Source organism: Chryseobacterium luquanense (genome assembly GCF_026460945.1).
Taxonomy (GTDB): domain Bacteria; phylum Bacteroidota; class Bacteroidia; order Flavobacteriales; family Weeksellaceae; genus Chryseobacterium; species Chryseobacterium luquanense.
On the sequence record NZ_JAOVZV010000001.1, the window covers coordinates 730,412 to 749,022 of the forward strand.

The 18,611-nt window shown below is 34.0% G+C and carries 18 protein-coding genes; 5 read left to right on the forward strand and 13 right to left on the reverse strand.

Translation table 11 applies throughout. From position 1 onward, the window contains the following. Nucleotides 1–41: 41 nt before the first annotated feature. The 5 genes from OEA66_RS03310 (at nt 42) to OEA66_RS03330 (ending at nt 4,944) form a co-directional block, all read left to right on the forward strand. Nucleotides 42–1,364: an Nramp family divalent metal transporter gene (locus OEA66_RS03310; RefSeq protein ID WP_267280021.1), complete on the forward strand. Its 1,323-nt coding sequence runs from the start codon at nt 42–44 to the stop codon at nt 1,362–1,364. A gap of 329 nt (nt 1,365–1,693) precedes the next feature. Further along, nucleotides 1,694–2,230 (forward strand): nucleotide exchange factor GrpE, encoded by a 537-nt coding sequence (locus OEA66_RS03315; protein ID WP_267280022.1) that lies wholly within the window; start codon nt 1,694–1,696, stop codon nt 2,228–2,230. A 79-nt stretch (nt 2,231–2,309) separates the two neighbouring features. Beyond that, entirely contained in the window at nt 2,310–3,431 is a 1,122-nt protein-coding gene (gene dnaJ, locus OEA66_RS03320; protein ID WP_267280023.1) for a molecular chaperone DnaJ, read from the forward strand. Between the two features lie 104 nt (nt 3,432–3,535). Continuing rightward, nucleotides 3,536–3,886, forward strand: a complete 351-nt coding sequence (locus tag OEA66_RS03325) for a prevent-host-death protein (RefSeq protein ID WP_267280024.1) — start codon at nt 3,536–3,538, stop codon at nt 3,884–3,886. A gap of 44 nt (nt 3,887–3,930) precedes the next feature. Further along, nucleotides 3,931–4,944: a glycoside hydrolase family 43 protein gene (locus OEA66_RS03330; RefSeq protein ID WP_267280025.1), complete on the forward strand. Its 1,014-nt coding sequence runs from the start codon at nt 3,931–3,933 to the stop codon at nt 4,942–4,944. Here OEA66_RS03330 and OEA66_RS03335 read toward each other — a convergent pair whose 3' ends face one another. From OEA66_RS03335 to tssD (OEA66_RS03390), 13 genes are all read right to left on the reverse strand, one after another. Continuing rightward, complete coding sequence (locus tag OEA66_RS03335; protein WP_267280026.1) at nt 4,945–5,865, reverse strand: acyltransferase family protein; 921 nt, start codon at nt 5,863–5,865, stop codon at nt 4,945–4,947. Between the two features lie 214 nt (nt 5,866–6,079). Then, nucleotides 6,080–6,232, reverse strand: coding sequence for a transposase (locus OEA66_RS20495; RefSeq protein WP_375379283.1), 153 nt, complete (start codon nt 6,230–6,232; stop codon nt 6,080–6,082). Between the two features lie 104 nt (nt 6,233–6,336). Continuing rightward, nucleotides 6,337–6,495, reverse strand: a complete 159-nt coding sequence (locus OEA66_RS03340) for a hypothetical protein (protein ID WP_267280027.1) — start codon at nt 6,493–6,495, stop codon at nt 6,337–6,339. A gap of 88 nt (nt 6,496–6,583) precedes the next feature. Then, on the reverse strand, nt 6,584–7,513 hold the full coding sequence (locus OEA66_RS03345; RefSeq protein WP_267280028.1) for a hypothetical protein: 930 nt from the start codon (nt 7,511–7,513) through the stop codon (nt 6,584–6,586). 1 nt (nt 7,514) lies between these two features. Further along, nucleotides 7,515–8,462 carry a hypothetical protein gene (locus tag OEA66_RS03350; RefSeq protein WP_267280029.1) on the reverse strand — a complete coding sequence of 316 codons (948 nt, stop codon included), beginning with the start codon at nt 8,460–8,462 and terminating at the stop codon, nt 7,515–7,517. Beyond that, nucleotides 8,449–11,331: a hypothetical protein gene (locus OEA66_RS03355; RefSeq protein WP_267280030.1), complete on the reverse strand. Its 2,883-nt coding sequence runs from the start codon at nt 11,329–11,331 to the stop codon at nt 8,449–8,451. The genes OEA66_RS03350 and OEA66_RS03355 overlap by 14 nt, the downstream gene beginning before the upstream one ends. A 2-nt stretch (nt 11,332–11,333) precedes the next feature. Beyond that, entirely contained in the window at nt 11,334–11,810 is a 477-nt protein-coding gene (locus tag OEA66_RS03360) for a DUF4280 domain-containing protein (RefSeq protein ID WP_267280031.1), read from the reverse strand. Nucleotides 11,811–11,846: 36 nt separating this feature from the next. Further along, the gene (locus OEA66_RS03365) at nt 11,847–12,851 is read right to left on the reverse strand and encodes a hypothetical protein (protein ID WP_267280032.1); all 1,005 of its coding nucleotides are present in this window, start codon (nt 12,849–12,851) and stop codon (nt 11,847–11,849) included. A 111-nt stretch (nt 12,852–12,962) separates the two neighbouring features. Beyond that, the gene (locus tag OEA66_RS03370) at nt 12,963–13,967 is read right to left on the reverse strand and encodes a hypothetical protein (RefSeq protein ID WP_267280033.1); all 1,005 of its coding nucleotides are present in this window, start codon (nt 13,965–13,967) and stop codon (nt 12,963–12,965) included. A gap of 91 nt (nt 13,968–14,058) precedes the next feature. Beyond that, on the reverse strand, nt 14,059–15,564 hold the full coding sequence (locus OEA66_RS03375; protein WP_267280034.1) for a hypothetical protein: 1,506 nt from the start codon (nt 15,562–15,564) through the stop codon (nt 14,059–14,061). A 2-nt stretch (nt 15,565–15,566) separates the two neighbouring features. Further along, complete coding sequence (locus OEA66_RS03380; protein ID WP_267280035.1) at nt 15,567–17,498, reverse strand: type VI secretion system Vgr family protein; 1,932 nt, start codon at nt 17,496–17,498, stop codon at nt 15,567–15,569. A gap of 85 nt (nt 17,499–17,583) precedes the next feature. Next, entirely contained in the window at nt 17,584–17,970 is a 387-nt protein-coding gene (tssD, locus tag OEA66_RS03385) for a type VI secretion system tube protein TssD (protein WP_267280036.1), read from the reverse strand. Nucleotides 17,971–18,086: 116 nt separating this feature from the next. Continuing rightward, a complete protein-coding gene (tssD, locus tag OEA66_RS03390; RefSeq protein WP_267280037.1) occupies nt 18,087–18,482 on the reverse strand; it encodes a type VI secretion system tube protein TssD in 396 nt (131 codons plus the stop codon). Nucleotides 18,483–18,611: the final 129 nt, after the last annotated feature.

Here is an 18,611-nt window from a genome sequence, read left to right on the forward strand (position 1 = left end):
ATTAAATTTGTTAGTCATTTCTAACAATGACAGGTTTTAATATGAAAAACGCTTGGCGAAAAGACAAAACATCACATTCATTACCAGAGGTATTTTCCTCAATTTCCATCCCTAAAGGTTCAGGCTTTTGGCGGAAATATCTTGCATTTGCAGGTCCTGGACTGATGGTTGCAGTGGGTTATATGGATCCTGGAAACTGGGCAACCGATATTGCAGGAGGAGCACAATTTGGTTACACACTGCTTTCGGTAATTCTTATTTCTAATATTTTCGCAATGGTTTTGCAGCATCTTTCTGTGAAATTAGGCGTAGTTGCAGAAAGAGATTTAGCTCAAGCTTGCAGAGATCACTTTAAGCCGACTACTAATTTTATTCTTTGGATCTTTTGTGAAATTGCCATTGCTGCCTGTGATTTGGCGGAAGTAATTGGTTCTGCTATCGCATTAAATTTACTTTTTGGAATTCCTTTAACTTGGGGAATTGTGATTACAACGATTGATGTATTAATCATTTTATTGCTTCAGGCAAAAGGTTTTAGATGGATTGAAAGTATTGTTGCCGGACTCATGTTTATTATTCTTGTTTGTTTTGGATATGAAGTGATTATTTCAAAACCTGAAATCAACGCTATTTTAGGAGGTTTAATTCCACAAAAAGAAATTATTACAAACCCTGCAATGCTTTACATCGGAATCGGAATTTTGGGAGCCACCGTCATGCCACATAATCTATATCTTCACAGCAGCATTGTGCAAACTCGCAATTACACGAGAGATCGTGAAGGAAAAAAAGAAGCGATAAAGTTTGCCACTTTAGACAGTACAGTTTCTTTGTTGTTAGCATTTTTCATTAATGCAGCCATCTTAATTTTAGCTGCCGCAACTTTTCACACTACAGGAAATCAACACATTGCAGATATTCATGATGCATACAAAATGTTGACACCCATTTTGGGAGCTTCCATGGCAAGTATTGCATTTGCGATTGCACTTTTAGCTTCCGGACAAAATTCTACTTTAACAGGAACTCTTGCCGGACAAATCGTAATGGAAGGCTTTCTGAATATCCGCCTGAAACCTTGGCTTAGAAGACTGATTACAAGATTAATTGCGGTAATTCCGGCATTGATAGTGACTATTATCTATGGCGAACAAGGTACAACGGATCTTTTAGTTTTAAGTCAGGTTATTTTATCGATGCAACTAAGTTTTGCGGTAGTTCCTTTAGTTATGTTTACCAATGACAAAGCTAAAATGGGCGAATTTGCCAACAAAGCATTCTTAAAAATCTGCGTCTGGGTGATTACGATGGTGATTATTGTTTTGAATCTATATTTATTGTACCAAACATTTTTTGGAGAATAAATCATTGTGAAGAATATAACAATGAAGCAATTTATTTCTTTAAACACAAATGACAGTAATTTTTCACCAATAGCACAAAAATCTCTTCGATCTCTAATAATTCATTTACATCCTTTGGGGTGACAAACTTCGTGGGTATTTTTCAAATATTTTGAAAAGAAGGCTGCAACCTTAGCCCCGATTGCAATGAAAATCCTTTTTTGCAAAAAAAGATTGTAATGGAAAGCGGGAAAAAGCTCCTAAAAAAAACGTTATTAAATCTGCCTAAATGTCATTCTTTTTTCTTTGGCAGAATGTTTGACAAACAACTTCTAAATAGTTATTGAAATATGGAAAATCAGGATATCAACGAAGAAAACATCAATAAACAAGAAGAAAATACTGCTCAAACTGAAGAAACCGTTCAGGAAAATGTGACAGAAATACCTACTCCGGAAGAACTTTTGGCAGTAGAAAAAGACCGTTACATCAGACTGTACGCAGAGTTTGAAAACTATAAAAAAAGAACTTCAAAAGAGAAAATGGAATTCTTCACGTATGCTAATCAGGATATGATGGTTTCTATGTTGGGAGTTTTGGATGATTTTGAAAGAGCTATCAAAGAAATTGCTAAAAACGGTAACGAATCTGATCTTCAAGGTGTTGAATTAATCTACAACAAATTTAAAAACAAACTGACCGAAAAAGGATTAAAAATAATGGAGGTACGTGCAGGAGACAGCTTTAATGTAGATTTCCACGAGGCGATTACTCAAATCCCTTCACCTTCTGAAGATTTGAAAGGTAAAATAGTAGATGTTATCGAAACAGGATATACTTTAGGTGAAAAAGTAATTCGTTTTGCAAAAGTTGTAACAGGAAACTAAAAACATAAGCAATAAATAATCGGTAATAAGCAATTTTTGATATTACTGATTATTCATTACTAATTACTCATATTAAATTATGTCAAAAAGAGATTATTACGAGGTTCTTGAGGTAAGCAAATCTGCGAGTGCCGACGAAATAAAGAAAGCATACCGAAAAATGGCAATTAAATATCACCCAGATAAAAATCCGGGAGATAAGGAAGCCGAAGAAAAATTTAAAGAAGCTGCAGAAGCTTACGAAGTTTTAAGTGACGACAATAAAAAAGCCCGCTACGACCAATACGGTCACGCAGGAGTTGGCGGAAACGGAGGCTTCGGAGGCGGTGGTTTCGGAGGCGGTATGAACATGGAAGATATTTTCAGCCAGTTTGGCGATATTTTCGGTGGAGGCGGTTTCGGAGGATTTGGCGGTGGCGGCGGTGGTCGTCAGCAAGTAAAAGGTTCTAATTTAAGAATCAGAATCAAGCTGAATCTTGAAGAGATGGTGAACGGAAGCCAAAAAACTCTTAAAGTAAAAAAAATGAAGATGGCAGAAGGTGCCACTTCAAAAACCTGCCCTACGTGTAACGGAGCCGGTGTTCAGATGAAAGTGATGAACACTATGTTCGGACAGATGCAGACTCAAACCACTTGTGGAACTTGTCAGGGAATCGGAAAAGTTGCCGATAAAATTCCTGCAGGAGCCAATGCACAAGGTTTAATAAAAGACGAAGAAGAAATCACTATTAATATTCCTGCAGGAGCAAGAGACGGAATCCAGCTTAATGTAAGAGGAAAAGGTAACGACGCACCTTTTGGCGGCGTTCCCGGAGATCTTTTGGTGATTGTAGAAGAAGAAGTTGATAAAACTATAAAGAGAGAAGGCGATAATCTTCATCAGGAATTGTATATTTCTTTTGCTGAAGCAGCTTTAGGAACGAAAAAAGAAATTCCTACCGTTGGCGGAAAGGTGAAAATTACCGTTGATCCGGGAACTCAATCCGGAAAAATTCTGAGATTAGCCGGAAAAGGTTTACCAAGCATCGACAGCTACGGAAAAGGCGATATGTTTATCCACATCAATGTATGGACACCGCAAAAACTTACGAAAGATCAAAAAGACTTTTTTGAAAAACAGATGAGCAGCGGAGAAATGGTTGCAGAACCGTCTGGAAAAGAAAAAACTTTCTTTGACAAAGTAAAAGATTTATTTAATTAAAAAAATACTTGAAAAGAGGCTTTTTAAAGTCTCTTTTTATTTTTAAATTTACATCGATTTAAAATTTGACATTTTCCTGAAAAGGATATTGTAAATATACAGCCATGAATTATAAGCTTGAACTGCGTACACCTGACTCACAACCTAAACTGATTTTCCATGCCATCACTTTTGATGCCTTTAAAGTAAATATTGTGGAAAGATATTGTGGTGTGAAACCATTGTTATGCGATGTTTTATTTAGAGTAAGAACTTTAGATAATCAAATTATTAATAGAAAAGACGGACACGTAAAAATCAGAATTAAAGATGAAGATCTTGAGATTTACCAAAGATTACTAAAAGTTTTCAAGTCTTACGACTATAAAAACAAATTAATCAGCAGAAGAGATGCAGAGCAGGATCTTGTACATTTTATTTTGAGATTAGTTATCGTAAACTATGAGCTAAACTAGAAATTTTCTCTATTTTCGTACAATTAATTACGAAAAAATTTTTTATGCGAAAAGCTTTTGTCCTTTCATTGATATGTGCAATCGGTTACGCACAAGAAAATCCGAAGTATTTATTCGACGAACTTTACTTTGCAGATCCTTCTGCTCATGTTTTTGACGGGAAAATTTATATTTATCCGTCACACGATATTCAGACTGATGTGAAAGATGCAGCAAACGGTGCACATTTCAATATGAAAGATTATCATGTTCTCACATTGGATAATGTGAACGAAAAAGCAATAGATAATGGAATTGCTTTAAAGCTAGAAGATATTCGTTGGGCAAAACAACAGCTTTGGGCTCCCGATGCGGTAAAAAAGGGTAATAAATATTACTTGTATTTTCCGGCAAAAGATAAAAATGATTTGTTTAAAATAGGAGTTGCGATAAGTAAAAATCCAACAGGTCCTTTTAAAGCTGAAAAAAATCCCATCTTAGGAACATATAGCATAGATCCGACAGTTTTAGACGACAAAGGAAAATATTATATTTATTTTGGCGGTTTAAAAGGCGGGCAACTTCAGCATTACAGGAACAATCAATATTCTACAAATTATCCTGAACTTCAAAAGGAAGAAAATGCTTTACTTCCAAAAATTGCCCGATTAAAAGATAATATGAAAGAACTTGCCGAAGCACCAAAAGATGTTTTAATCTTAGATGAAAATGGCAATCAGCTAAAATCCGGAGACCAGCATCGTCGTTTTTTTGAAGGAGTTTGGGTTCATCAATACAACAACAAATATTACCTTTCCTACTCTACCGGAGAAACTCATAAATTGGTTTATGCCATCGGAGAAAATCCGTATGGTCCGTTTACTTTTAAAGGAGAAATTCTGACTCCCGTTATTGGCTGGACAACGCATCACAGTATCGTAAAAATTGATACAAAATGGTATCTTTTTTATCACGATTCAAAAAAATCAGGTGGAAAAAGTTATCTGAGAAGTTTGAAAATCAGAGAATTAAAATATGACGAGAATGGTTTGATTCAAACCATGAACGGGCAAGATTAATTACAGTAAATATTTCAGTTTTTGGTTTAAAAAAACCAATAAGAGACTTACAGGAATTAAAATTAAAAAAAAGAGTAGAATTTTATATTCCGAACTTATTTCTTTATAAAAATCAGATTTCATAATCAACGGATGCACAACATAAATGGCGGTTGAAAGACTTGCCCAAATTTTCGACTGTGTTTTAATATAGATTTTCTGACCATATAAAAAGAGAATTGGGCTTACAAAAAGTAAAGAAAACAGAATATCTGTACTTTCTGAACTTATCATTTTGTAATTGAAATAAGATTCCGCAATAACCATTACAACTGAAAAAACAACCAGTACGTAAGAATATTTATATTTTTCAAAATTAATTTTCAGTTTATTGATCAGAAAGCCAATCGTTAAAAACGGGAAGCATACGAAAAGAAAATTTCGATACAAAAGATAATCATTCAAAAGTGAATCTGATTCTGAGTTTAAGTGGTGTAAATTTCCCAAAACCTGAATGATATACCCTATTCCGAAAAAAATAAAAACCAAAACTGACAACAAAATCACTTTCTGATTTCTTAAAAGAAATAAAATAATTCCAGAAAACAACGTTCCAATTAAATACCACAAATGATGGTACCCAAAAATTACAGTAAGCCAAACCTGTTCGTTATCTTTCCAATACGAAATATAAATCAGCATCCAGATTGCATACAATAAAAACGTCCTGAAAAGCAATTTTTGAAGTTTCTTTGTGGTATCAATATGAAAAAAATAGAATCCAGTAATGACTAAAAAAACAGGAACTGCAATTCTGAAAATACCATTAACCAACAGGAAACTCATCATCGGATAAGTTTCTTTGAGGAAATTCATGTGCAGAAATACGACAAATAATGCCAGTATAATTTTTAAAATATCAATCGATAAATTTCTACCCATAATTTACTTAAAATGAAATTATTCAAACAAACTAAATGGTAATCTGCTGCGTTAATTTTTGCAAAAATAAATAATTAAATTGTATTCGTTATAATCCTCATAAAAGCTCTGACTTTATATCTTTCCCATCTAACAATTTGTCATCATCCTCACTGTAGATTTTGGCGTAGTAATTTTTGGTATTCTTATTTGCTCTCCTTCTATATTTTCTCCTCTAATCTTCTTTGTGAATCTTTCTCCAATTGATTAAACTTTCTTTGCAAACTCCTAATTTTTGAGCTACTAAGGATACATTGCCTCGCTGTTCACTTAAAGATACTGCTTGGATCTTAAACTCTAAACTGTAATTTTTTCTGATCTTTTTCATACTCTTAAAGTTAAAAATTATAAAAATTGTGTTCTTACAAAGTTGGCAACTCCACTGTCTGAGTATAATCCATTATTCTATTTCATCTGCCGAATCAGCATATTTTAATGGATGAGCTGTAGTTTTGTTTTTACTTTCTTTAATGGTATATCATTAATCCGAATCAAAACCCTGCAATCCTGCTTATTGATTTGCAAGGTATAGAAAGGAGTAGGCTTCGGAAATTTAATTTCGTTGGTTATTTGGTCGTAATAGTCATTCATTTCTTTTGCGTTTTCTTTTGGTGATTGGGCACAGCTATGAAAGAAAAATATTAAACAAACGAAAAAAACATTTTTTTCAAAAATCATTTTAGAAAATTTTAAACTCATTACTTCCTTCTGGTATATAGAGTATTACAAATCTATAGGAAGAACTTTTTTCAGTATAACCTTCTTCCATATAATTTATTTCAAGTAAAGAAGATTTATCGTTTTTATTTCGTAAAGTAACCAAACGATTATTACAGTAAAAATTGATCTCGTAATTTTCAATGGGATCCATTTCCCTATCCTTTAAACTAAAATCATACATTTCACTAGTAGGACCAGTAGCCATATTTTCCTTTTTTGTGAAATAATTATAATTCCAATTTTTCAACAGCGATTTTTTGCTTTCTTTAATAAATTCTACCGGTTTTTTGAAAATATCGTAACTCAATTGTTTGTATTTATCTACCACCTTTTTTTCTATATCGGGTACTTTAGACAGGTCTTTGGCTGTAGCGATATCTTTACTGAAATCCCAAGGAACATCTGCCCGAAAACTGCCTTTAATAATATATTTAGGTAATTTCTGATCGCCTAATGCTTCAGGTAAATCAAATTCCTGTTTCATTTCGTATTGCTGCATGGAAATATCTCTTCCTGCTGCATAAATCAGTTTAATATTAACATGGGCTTTATCGCTTATAGTTTGCTGGTTGCTTTTAGGATATACCTCAATAGTAACTATTTGCTCTCCAGATTTTGCAAGAATATCATTAATGGGAAGAAGCTGGCTTTCAGCTTCATCTTCAAAAAAAGTATACGCTAATGGTATATCATTGATCCGAATTAAAACTCTGCAATCCTGCTTATTGATTTGCAGGGTATAGAAAGGTGTCGGCTTCGGAAATTTAATTTCGTTGGTTATTTGGTCGTAATATTCGTTCATTTCTTTCGCGTTTTCTTTTGGTGATTGGGCACAGCTATGAAAGAAAAATATACAAAAAACTAATAAAACATTTTTTTCAAAAATCATTTTAGAAAATTTTAAACTCATTACTTCCCTCCGGTATATAGAGTATTATAAATCTACCCGAAGAGCTTTTTTCAGTATAGCCTTCTTCCATATAATTAATTCGAATAATAGAAGATTTATCGTTTTTGTTTCGTAAAGTAACCAAACGATTATTACAGTAAAAATTGATCTCGTAATTTTCAATGGGATCCATTTCCCTATCCTTTAAACTAAAATCATACATTTCACTAGTAGGACCAGTAGCCATATTTTCCTTTTTTGTGAAATAATTATAATTCCAATTTTTCAACAGCGAATTTTTGCTTTCTTTAATAAATTCTACCGGTTTTTTGAAAATATCGTAACTCAATTGTTTGTATTTATCTAACACCTTTTTTTCTATATCGGGTACTTTAGACAGGTCTTTGGCTGTAGCGATATCTTTACTGAAATCCCATGGAACATCTGCCCGAAAACTGCCTTTAATAATATATTTAGGTAATTTCTGATCGCCTAATGCTTCAGGTAAATCAAATTCCTGTTTCATTTCGTATTGCTGCATGGAAATATCTCTTCCTGCTGCATAAATCAGTTTAATATTAACATGGGCTTTATCGCTTATAGTTTGCTGGTTGCTTTTAGGATATACTTCAATAGTAACCTCTTGTTCACCGGATTCAGGAATTCTTGTATTAATAGGTAAAAGCTGGCTTTCAGCTTCATCTTCGAAAAATGTATACGCTAATGGTATATCATTGATCCGAATTAAAACTCTGCAATCCTGCTTATTGATTTGCAGGGTATAAAAAGGAGTAGGCTTCGGAAAATTAATTTCGTTGGTTATTTGCTTATAATAGTCATTCATTTCTTTTGCATTTTCTTTTGGTGATTGGGCACAGCCATTAGTTATGCCTAAAATTAAAATTAGGGTTAGTAAAAGTTTATACATTCTGTTTTTATTTGAATTCATGTGAGAATTTTTTAAAATCATCAATACGGTCTATCAACGGCATTTTTCCCTTTGGAGTTGGTGGTTTACCTTTTCTATCACCTTCACCATTAAGTTCCAATTTCCCCACTACTTCTAATGTAACTCCTGTAAAAGAGATAGAGCCTTCAATGGTTGTATATTTGGTATTTTCTTTATAGCTTGCTTTAAACTCAAGCCCTGCTTCGCCTTTCCCGGAAAGTTCTGCTCCTACACCTGCTACCGTAGAACGATCGCCTACACCATCATTAAAAATAATTTTTTTAACATAGGCCTCGATTTTTAAACCCAATTCCGCTCCTATTCCTAAGGTCACTTTAGGTTCTAAAGTATTATTGGAAGAATTGGCAAAATCCATACTGAGCTTTAGATCAACCTGTCCAAAGGCATATGCATTAAACCAAAGTTTGGCACTTACATCTAATGGTGTAAATGCAGTAATAACCAATTCGCTCAGATCCTTTATTGCATCTATAGCAAGAAGTATCTGCCCAACATAGGGAATGTAATGAGCTGCTGCAATCAAATCTAATCCCCCTTTCCCTTTGAAAAGGGGTCTTAAAGCAATATCAATACCTCCTATCACCTTTACATCTTTTTCGCTTACCGGAACACCAAAGTGCCAATTGCCTCCGACATGTAATGACGGTAAACTAAAATCTATGAAGACAGCAGAAACTGCCTTAACACCTACTTTAGCAACCATTGTTTTTGCCATATCACCAGCTCCATTTACTACACTATTTTTATGGGAAATTTTATCTAAAGTATTCTTTACAGTACTGAGAGCACCTAAATATTGTGATAATTTTTGCTCAAGTCCTACACTCAAATCTGTTACTTCTCCCTTCAAAGCAGATTTAACATGTAATTCTACTTTATAATCTATTAAATTAGGATTTTTGCTTTTATAAGCACCAGCTTTCTTTTTGTCAATATCGCTTAGCTGTGGACTAAATCTCATTTCTCCGGCTTCATAAACGGCAGATTCTGTAGGTACTATAAGCACAAAAACCTCCCACTTTATATCTGGAAAAACTCTTATTTTCGCAAGTTGGTTAGGATATCTACAAGTTGATACCGGTACAAAATAAATTTGTGCAAACTCTTTGTAAAGGAAAAAATACCTGAATGCCCAAAGTTTATCTGCAGCAGCATCTAATAAACTTCTTTTGTCATAGCCCAAATACGAAGCAAGTTGGGTGTCAAAAGTTTTAATATATGTGTAATTAAGCTTATTAATGGTGAAAACCCCTGATTCATCTAAACTGTAATTTGTCCCCTCGATCCAATTTTGAACATCAGCAAAATGAACTTCGGATGCTATTACCGGATCGAAATCTTGAGTTGGAGATGTTTGTGATTCATCGATTTTATATTTGTATTCTCCACCATCTTGATGTTTTCCCTCGTAGTTATTTTCTTTTTTCGGAATTTGAGGACGGGGACCTATTTGTATAGGCTCCATTCTTTTATGATCAACATAAAGCTCGTCTACTTCTGAAGCATAATTTTTTTGCTCTGGCAAATCAGGTTTTTTTGGTAATAGTGAACTATAAACATGTTTTGTAGGGAATACGTTATGAATATCACCGTGATTTCCTTTCTTTAAAAGAACACTTTGGCATCCAGCTTTATTTTTTAAGCCTTTTGCAATGATTTTTATTTCTTTATCTGAGACATGGCCTAATATTATATCATAAAAATTTTCAGTTTTATCTCCACCTGATTGCAATTTGTCTTCGTTAAAAATCTCAACAGGATCTTTTCCTTTTTCAACAATCTCAATGCTTGAATACCCACAAGGATCATATTCTTTTATCGTATAATTAATATCTCCAATGTATTGTATCATATGAGTGATTTCAGCTTGATTAAGGAGAAAAATCTCATAAATGGACTTTTTTACTAAAAAGAAATTTTGTGTAAGATATGTTATATTATGTTCATCATTTCCCGAATTACCCATAATTGAATAATTCTTTTTAGCAATGTTGAATGCGTAGTATTTATTATCTCCTATCTGAAGAATACGAACTTCTAATGAATATTTTTTTGGTTCTTTCCCATAATGATAGTTCTCTCTCCATTCCTCTTTTATGGTAAAAAAAATTCTAAAATCATTATTGAGGTTGTCTTCACCAGTTAATTTAACATATTTTGAAAGAGATTCTGTTAAAAAAGGATCTTTTTCTAAAATATTTCCTTCACCATCACATAAATAAAGCTCTATATTATAATCCTTTGGATTTGCATTAGGATCAAGTTTACTAATTCCAAAACGATGTAATGAAACTTGCACATATATTTGTGTATCATATTGAGATAAGCCATCACTTATTTCATTATCCTGCAGTGTAATTTCTTTTGATGGTGCTTCAAAAAATGCATATCTAAGATATTTATCTACATACGTAATAATGGAAAAATGGAGGCCATCATTAGGAATTTGATTAAAAACTTCAACTCTATATGCAGTTCCTAACCATAAGTTAGTTGATTCATTAAAAAAAAATGAAATCGAATTTCCTAATTTATATTGATTCCCAATACCCAAATAAGGAATACTGGTTTCACCTCTACTATGATTAAAAGTTCCCCACTCATTATATAACTCGCCTTTTTTCTTTTTAAGAGCTGTGTCAAAAAATGAATTCATGATATAAGTCCATTTTGCATCGGCAATCAGAGAAGACAAATTGATATTTTTTGTATCAAAATACTTTTTATCTGGTGTAAGATAGAACTCATAATTTTTCCTTCGTTCAATATAAATGACGTCACCTATTTTTATATCCCTATCATAGATATCATTTATTTTTAAACCACAACTAATAATTCCTTTTTCCATAACTATTTAGCATTTAAAAATTCATAGGGATCTTTTTTTTCAAAATCTTTCATGTTTACAACAGGCATGATATGAGACAACAAGTCCTCATCAGCATTCTCAAAATTCCGAGATGTTGGTTGTGCTATTTGTCCGCTCATTAAGATTTCAACACATTGTGGTCCACCCACCGCACAGGTTGCTTTACTGTCCTCCAAAAGAACATATCCTCCTGGTGGGTCATATTTTTCCTTTTCATAATATCCATCCCACTTAGTAATACTGGGAACACATGGATTATTATTCATTTTCGCACATGATCCAAATGTCTTCTTCTCGAATGGGAGTCCAATATCTTTGTTCGTTGCAATCAATTTTTTCGATCCTTCCGGATCATTTGCATACCATTTTTTGTGGGTAAGAACTACCAATTTATCGGGAGTTGTTCCAAATTTGCATTTGCATAATGCACCATGAACTACTTTTTCTTTTAATGCCATGAGAATTGTGTTTTTTTGATTTGATTCAAGAGTGTGTTATCCTCCTAATATGTCATATATAAAATCCATAAAAGTTTTTTTCTTTTTTGGAGGTTTAAATTGACTTTTATTCTCATTACCTGTTACCTCAAACATACCTTTTGGTTTACTTGGTTCTATTTTATTATCATCGGTATTTATTTGGTATTGGGTAAATTGTATTTTTTTAACAATTGTTTCCACACCGTTTTTATCTTTCGATAAAACCTCAAAATAAGCACGGGTATCCATAGGAAAAAAATAGTAAAAATCTAAATCAAAGTAAACTCTTAGCCTCATCAAATATTTTAATGCAGAGTCTGAATTTTCAGGAATGAAATGATCAATGGCATTTACTTCATCAGATATAAAATCTACCAATATAGAATCGTTATCAGTAATTTCAGTACGCAAGGTCTGGACACCTGTAAATTCAATTGGATGTTGATACGGCAAAATTGCGAGAAACAAATTTGTTTTGAAACTAAGATTTTCAGGATATGATAAATGTTTGGGGTGGAACAACAGATTCCAAAACATATCATATTGCATAGATTTTTCAAAATATATCTTGTTAGAAATTTTCTTGTCTACAGAAGTAATAAATGATTCTATGGCATTGCCAGAATATTTGTTTTTTATTGCAGATTTATTTCTTTCCCATCTATTTAAAATTTGATTATGATTGGTAATTCCCTTATAGGGTATTCCTGATTTATTAATATGAGTTTGAGCAGGATAAATTGTTTTGCTTATCAAACTGCTTATGGTTTCACTTACTGAATCAGGTTCGTGCCGATTAAAAAAAATATTTTCTTTCTGAACGTCGACAAGCCATCCCTCAGAATGTTTGTTAATGTAAACGGTACTATTGTAATCTACTCTTTTATAGGGTTTATCTTCCATGTGATTATAATACTTTACAGATACTCCATACGTTCGTTCGTTCAAACCATTAAGGTCTAAAAATAATGTGTTATTTTTTTGTAGTTTAATCAATTTAGGAGCATCAAACTCTTTCATATATTTTAATTATTTAAAAAAATCAACTATATCTATATTTTGAGTTTCAAAGTGTTTTTAAAATCGATAGTAAAAGTTATACTAGATACTTTCTATATATGATTTTATTAATCATTTTACAAATTCGCCAACCATTACACGTCCGCCACTTTCCGGAGAATCAAAATGCCAGAAGATACCTTCTGTTACCAAAAATTCATCCTTATAAAATCCAAAAACATTTTGAAGAATCGTAAAATCTGTTACATGATGTACTTTCCAGGTTTTGCCATAGTCATAAGAATAATGGATCTCTGGTTTTGCTCCTAGTTTACGGTAATCACAGACAAAGTTTTTGTAACGGTAAAAATATTTGTTTTCTGGAGTCTTTGTATACAAAGGATTTTCGTTGATGTCATAAATATCATATTGAAATTTATCGCCGTCATCAAATATTTTATTTTGTAAAGTCAATTGATTATCTATATAGAAAAAATAATCATACTTATTTTTAAGCTTATTGAGTAGTTTGTCCTCTTGTGTGATTGCATTGTACTCTCGGATTTCATTGTCTTTTTTGTAAACTATTCTGCCATTGCCTGTGTAAAAAAAATAATCTCCAATTTTATTGGTAGGTATTTTATATTCTTCTTTTCGATTGAGAAGATTAACGATCGTAAACGTACCGTAGTTTTCGAGCACAATATATTTCCCATCAAAATCACTATAATAATAGTCAGAAAGATTTGCTGGTCTTACATATTCATCTACTTTTTGTAGCTCAAAAGTCTTATTATTCAATAATAGTATTTTATAGTGTTTGACAGCTACACTATCCATTGTATATGCTTTTATCAGGGTATAATCACCTTTAGACTCCATATAATCCATATCTTTTTCTCCTATTATTATTTCCTGATAATTTTTCCCTCTGTCCTTGCTGGCAAATAAGACTGCAATATCTCCTGTTTTTGTGGGGTCGAAAGAATTTTCATCTTTTGATCCTCCTAGTATAATTGTATTCTCATAGGGAATCTCTATTTTGGTTAAGCGAATTGCACTACCGGGATTAAAAGATCCTCCATTCACTTTTACCTTATATAAATCAAAAAAATCATATTTTGCTGTCCATTTCATATTACTGTCTTTTCGTTGTTGTGAGCAGGCAGAGAGGGATGTTATAATGCATAATGCGCCTATTAAGAGTCTGCTTATTTTGTATCGTAGATTAGTCATGTGTGATGCGGTTTTCTCGTATGAATTTTTCTATGTCGTCCAACAGCATAATATCTACCACTTCATCTTTTATTTTTCCCCCGGCTTCTTTGGCTACTTCCCAAGCATCCATCCAACCCGAATTTTCCGGTTGGCTGTAATGTTCCATATTGGTTACAAGCAATTCTCTATAATCCATATTACCGGCTACAATGGCTGCCTGCATCCAGGTGCCGTATGCTCCTTCACCCATCCATTCTTTGAAATCCGGTGACAAAGATATCAATGCTAAATCTTTTAGTGGTAACTCAGACATTGCTTTTGGATTATAAACATCGGGATGCGTAGCAAAAGCAAATTCCTGAAAACGCTGATTGAAGAGTTCTATATTTTTATAGTATTTTTCTTTTTTTGATTCTTTTGCTTTTTCCTTACCGCCATTTCCCGCTGCAATAACTTCTTCTGTAGTCGGTTCAAAATTTTTGTTAAACGTACTTTCCATACTTTCTGTGATTTTGTCATAGATAGCCTCATATTGATATTTAATTAAACCAATTTCCATTAATTTTTGCAAATCAAATCTTGCTTTTGTTAACCAATTTTTTCCTTGGTCGGATAACTTTGGATTCAGCACATGTGTAAATCTTACACAATATTTAAAACCATAGCTGTATCCTACCAAAGGTTTTCCGTCTACACCCAGCCTGTCTTCTGTTTTTATTCTTGCAACGGTCATCCCCACAGGGTTTTTCATTTCATTATTAAGGGCATAATAATCATAGAATTTCTCCGTATCTTCATTTATCTTTATCATCGGGCCATAGTAATAGTCAGGTGGTACATGCCCGCATTTCTCATGCCTGCGCATAAAGTCATTGTACCTATACTGATAAAATTCGCATCTGCCATAGCCAATACTTTCATAGCTTTGTATTACTTTTTTATCGCAGGTTTTTACCAAAAGATAGTCTGGTTTTTCTTTTGGCAGAGGGATCTCGATATCTTCATGATAGGTGCAATTGAAGAATAATCTTACATCATCATCTTTTTCTATTTCTTCCACTATCTCTAATCCCGGAGAAAGCAGAAGATCCAAAACGGCTTTATTTTTCTCAACTTTCATAGAAACAATACGGGCCTTATTGGATGCAATAACACTTATAGGATCATGAAACTTGTCTTCATCATAGTCATATAACTGGATACTGATTTCAGAATCAAATCCTGTTTTGGTATCTTTGTCCGGAATATTTTGCGTCTCTATATGGAAGTACACTTTTTGCCCTACATTTCCTTCTACTATTCTTTGTTTGCCTTCTAGATCTGATGACCACCAAGCGTCTTTAAAGTATTTGGTTTCTTTAGCTTCGTCTTTTTCAGGATTTCCAAAACTAGTTCCGTTTGCTGCTGTAAAATGGCTAAACTGTCCTGCATAAGCTTCAAATTCATCAGTATAGACCGTCCAGCCTTTTTCTATCTCTGTGATATATTCACCTTTTGTAATCCGTACAATAGACATAATCAGTGCATTTTAGAGTTGTCTCCACTATTATTGTTGAAATTCTTTTGAGAATGGATGTTATTGTTTTCTTGAGAAACAATCTCTCTTCTTTTAGAATTTTCTTTTACTTCTTTTGCCTTGGTTTCTCTATTTCCTTTTACAAATTCCATTAAACTTCCCACAATATTTGTCATAAAGTTTGCTCCTACAGAAAGATTCTTCATCATGCCAATACTTTCTACCTGATTCATTCCTACTATATTATTTTGATTTCGCCCAACATTTGTTGTCATACTCTGCCCAACATTGATGTTCATATTCTTACAATTAAAAGTCATCGTCTCAGGGGCGGTAACAGTAATATTACTCCCAACGGTATCGAAAATCATTTCATTACCACTTTTGTCAGTTAAGATAATACTTTCATCTTCCGTGAACTTCAAAATATGCCCGCTTCTCGTATGGATTGCTTTGATACTATTATCAGAAGTGCCGTAACCACTGGTCTCGCTCCCGTTGTACTGGGTCCCCACCACAAACGGCTTCTCCGCATTCCCACTTTCAAAATCTACCAACACTTCCTCACCAATCTCGGGAATAAAATGAAAACCTTTCCCGCTTCCCGAATGTGGCTGTACCAGTCGTATCCAGGGCGATTTCTCTCCCTTCTTTTCCTGCCAAGGATACTGAACACGAACTCTTCCCATTCCCGAAGGATCATTATTGTCTATAACTCTTGCAGATTGTTTTTCTCCAAAAGCAACCGCCTCCTCATCCTGATAAGGGGCATTGAAGAGATCCGGAATCCCCACAAATTCATTATAATAGGTATTACCATCATGATAATGTTTGATCTCTGTGATGCGGTAGGTTTCCATCGCCCTGCCGTTGATGTCGATCAGTTTTGCCCTGCCGCCGATCTTGAGTTCGGGGTCTTTGCTTTTTCCTTTTACCGTCACCAGATTCTCCCTGTTTTCCCTTTCCTTTCTTACCGCTTCCTTCAGCTCGCGGTCGGTGCTGTCGGAGATTCCGGTGTGGTTGAAAAGCATTTCGGGCTTCTTCTTGTACACGTTTTTAGATGCCGTAATCGCAATTGCCTGAAAAGGATTTTCTTTGTACTGAATCTGCGCCGATGCAGAGTTTTTATCTGCTTTGTTTCCGCCCTGCACATCAAAAACAGAATAACTGAAATCCTGCGGTTTGATATTCATCTCAACCTCTACTTCTATGAGATCGATATTTTCTTCAAGATTAACGATTGGCTGTACTTTATTACCAAAGACCATACTCTGACCGTTGTAGTAAAAATATTCTCCGTAGCGCGTTGCCAGTCTTTTGATAAACTGATAATCCGATTCTTTATATTGTACGGTATATGGTAAAGCATATTTCGTGTTCGGATTTTCTACCAATACTTTACAGCTTTCGGGATATTCTGATGTTGCCGATTTGATGATCTGATCCAGTGTTTTATTCTCAAAACTCTGGCAGTCTTTTCCGTTTTCAAGAAGAATACTTGGAGCGTAACCGCTGATGTAGAGCTTTCCGTAGCCGTTTTCTTTCTTATTTTTCACATTCGCAACAACGCCGTTGAAAACCTGTCTCACATCCCCGAAACGATGAAGGTTGATCGTAAGGTTTTTGCCCAGAATATTTTTGGAATTTTCCATAATATAGCCCTGAAAACCATCCAAAGCATCATCCGGAACGGTAATGGTAAAGTTGTCGTGATCATTCGTATGCTGGTTCAGGTTGATTGAAAAACCCGATTTATCCAAAAAAGGTTTTCCGTCAAGACTTAAAGTACAATAGACCAGAGGACTGGTTTTATCGGCCAGAAAATCTTTGAACGTTTTGGAAGAAAAATATTTTTTGAGATCATCGGGATGATTCAGTCGCATATTGCTCCCTGAATTCCCGCCGAAACCGTTTTCATCATCTAAATAGGACATAATTATCTATATTTATTTGGATTTTGTGTTTTTTAAATAAGCTTCAAAGGATTTTATTTAATCTAAAAAGCTTGTGGAAAGTGTATTACTTCCAGGTTTTCTCGTGAATCGCACCGTTCACATCAAATTTCCTGGCGATAAGGTGCATCTCGATCTGCAAAGGTTCTGCATTCACAGAATTAAAATGTTCAGTGAATTTCACGCAGTATGCTTTTTCAAAATCAAGCTCCTGAAGCTTGCTCATTGCATCTCTTCTGAAAAAAGTGATTTTTCCGTTCTTAGTCTGGTTATGATCGAGCATCCATCCCAGAAGTTCGGGATTTCCTGTGCTTTCGATACGGATGAAGATTTCTCCGCCCTGAGGCATTCCCTGCGGCTTTCCTGTCCCGTCGGTTGCCTGGGTAAAGCTGTATTTACATTCTAAAATATTATACGTGTTACCGTCTAATTCTAATTTTGATAAAAAAGACATAGCTGTAGTTATTGATTAATGGTTGTTGCTTGATGTGAATTATAATTACTTATCCATCCACTACAAGTTGAGAAAGATAAAAAATGGGCAATATAATATTGCCCATTCGCTTTGATTTATAAAGATCCCGGCCACTCGTTTTCGTAGGCGCCTGTTCCCATTTCAATTTTTCTTGCCGAGATTGTAAAGGTTTCCGTTAACGGATTATCTCCTGTAGAATCAAAATTTTCTTTGTGTTTTACCAGATAGCCTTCCGTGAATTTCAATTCCTTTAAGGTTGCATCGCTGTCTCTTTTATAAAAAACAACGCTTCCGTCTTTTCTCTCGAACGAGTTGGTCATCCATTCGAAAAGTTCTGTTGAGTTTGTCCCTTCTACAACGATATCGATCTTACCGCCTCTTGTTACTGTTGACGGTCTTCCGGTTGCGTCCGTTTCCTGGAATAAGCCGTAGCTTACGTTAAGTGCAGTAAATTCTTTTCCTGCTACTTTGAATTTTGCTTTAAATGACATAAATTTTCTTTTTTTAAATGTGTTTAATGTTTAAATAATTGTTTTTATCATCTTTTCAAATAATATAATCCTGACAAACATTATTTATAAATGGTGCTGCCTTTATCTGTATTTTTACAAATAGCGCTC

What these genes read in the sequence shown, in the direction of transcription:
- OEA66_RS03310 (WP_267280021.1), top strand. Translation starts at nt 42, where the DNA reads ATGAAAAACGCTTGGCGAAAAGACAAAACATCACATTCATTACCAGAG.
- OEA66_RS03315 (WP_267280022.1), top strand. Translation starts at nt 1,694, where the DNA reads ATGGAAAATCAGGATATCAACGAAGAAAACATCAATAAACAAGAAGAA.
- dnaJ (WP_267280023.1), top strand. Translation starts at nt 2,310, where the DNA reads ATGTCAAAAAGAGATTATTACGAGGTTCTTGAGGTAAGCAAATCTGCG.
- OEA66_RS03325 (WP_267280024.1), top strand. Translation starts at nt 3,536, where the DNA reads ATGAATTATAAGCTTGAACTGCGTACACCTGACTCACAACCTAAACTG.
- OEA66_RS03330 (WP_267280025.1), top strand. Translation starts at nt 3,931, where the DNA reads ATGCGAAAAGCTTTTGTCCTTTCATTGATATGTGCAATCGGTTACGCA.
- OEA66_RS03335 (WP_267280026.1), bottom strand. Translation starts at nt 5,865, where the DNA reads ATGGGTAGAAATTTATCGATTGATATTTTAAAAATTATACTGGCATTA.
- OEA66_RS20495 (WP_375379283.1), bottom strand. Translation starts at nt 6,232, where the DNA reads ATGAAAAAGATCAGAAAAAATTACAGTTTAGAGTTTAAGATCCAAGCA.
- OEA66_RS03340 (WP_267280027.1), bottom strand. Translation starts at nt 6,495, where the DNA reads ATGAATGACTATTACGACCAAATAACCAACGAAATTAAATTTCCGAAG.
- OEA66_RS03345 (WP_267280028.1), bottom strand. Translation starts at nt 7,513, where the DNA reads ATGATTTTTGAAAAAAATGTTTTATTAGTTTTTTGTATATTTTTCTTT.
- OEA66_RS03350 (WP_267280029.1), bottom strand. Translation starts at nt 8,462, where the DNA reads ATGAATTCAAATAAAAACAGAATGTATAAACTTTTACTAACCCTAATT.
- OEA66_RS03355 (WP_267280030.1), bottom strand. Translation starts at nt 11,331, where the DNA reads ATGGAAAAAGGAATTATTAGTTGTGGTTTAAAAATAAATGATATCTAT.
- OEA66_RS03360 (WP_267280031.1), bottom strand. Translation starts at nt 11,810, where the DNA reads ATGGCATTAAAAGAAAAAGTAGTTCATGGTGCATTATGCAAATGCAAA.
- OEA66_RS03365 (WP_267280032.1), bottom strand. Translation starts at nt 12,851, where the DNA reads ATGAAAGAGTTTGATGCTCCTAAATTGATTAAACTACAAAAAAATAAC.
- OEA66_RS03370 (WP_267280033.1), bottom strand. Translation starts at nt 13,967, where the DNA reads ATGAAATGGACAGCAAAATATGATTTTTTTGATTTATATAAGGTAAAA.
- OEA66_RS03375 (WP_267280034.1), bottom strand. Translation starts at nt 15,564, where the DNA reads ATGTCTATTGTACGGATTACAAAAGGTGAATATATCACAGAGATAGAA.
- OEA66_RS03380 (WP_267280035.1), bottom strand. Translation starts at nt 17,498, where the DNA reads ATGTCCTATTTAGATGATGAAAACGGTTTCGGCGGGAATTCAGGGAGC.
- tssD (WP_267280036.1), bottom strand. Translation starts at nt 17,970, where the DNA reads ATGTCTTTTTTATCAAAATTAGAATTAGACGGTAACACGTATAATATT.
- tssD (WP_267280037.1), bottom strand. Translation starts at nt 18,482, where the DNA reads ATGTCATTTAAAGCAAAATTCAAAGTAGCAGGAAAAGAATTTACTGCA.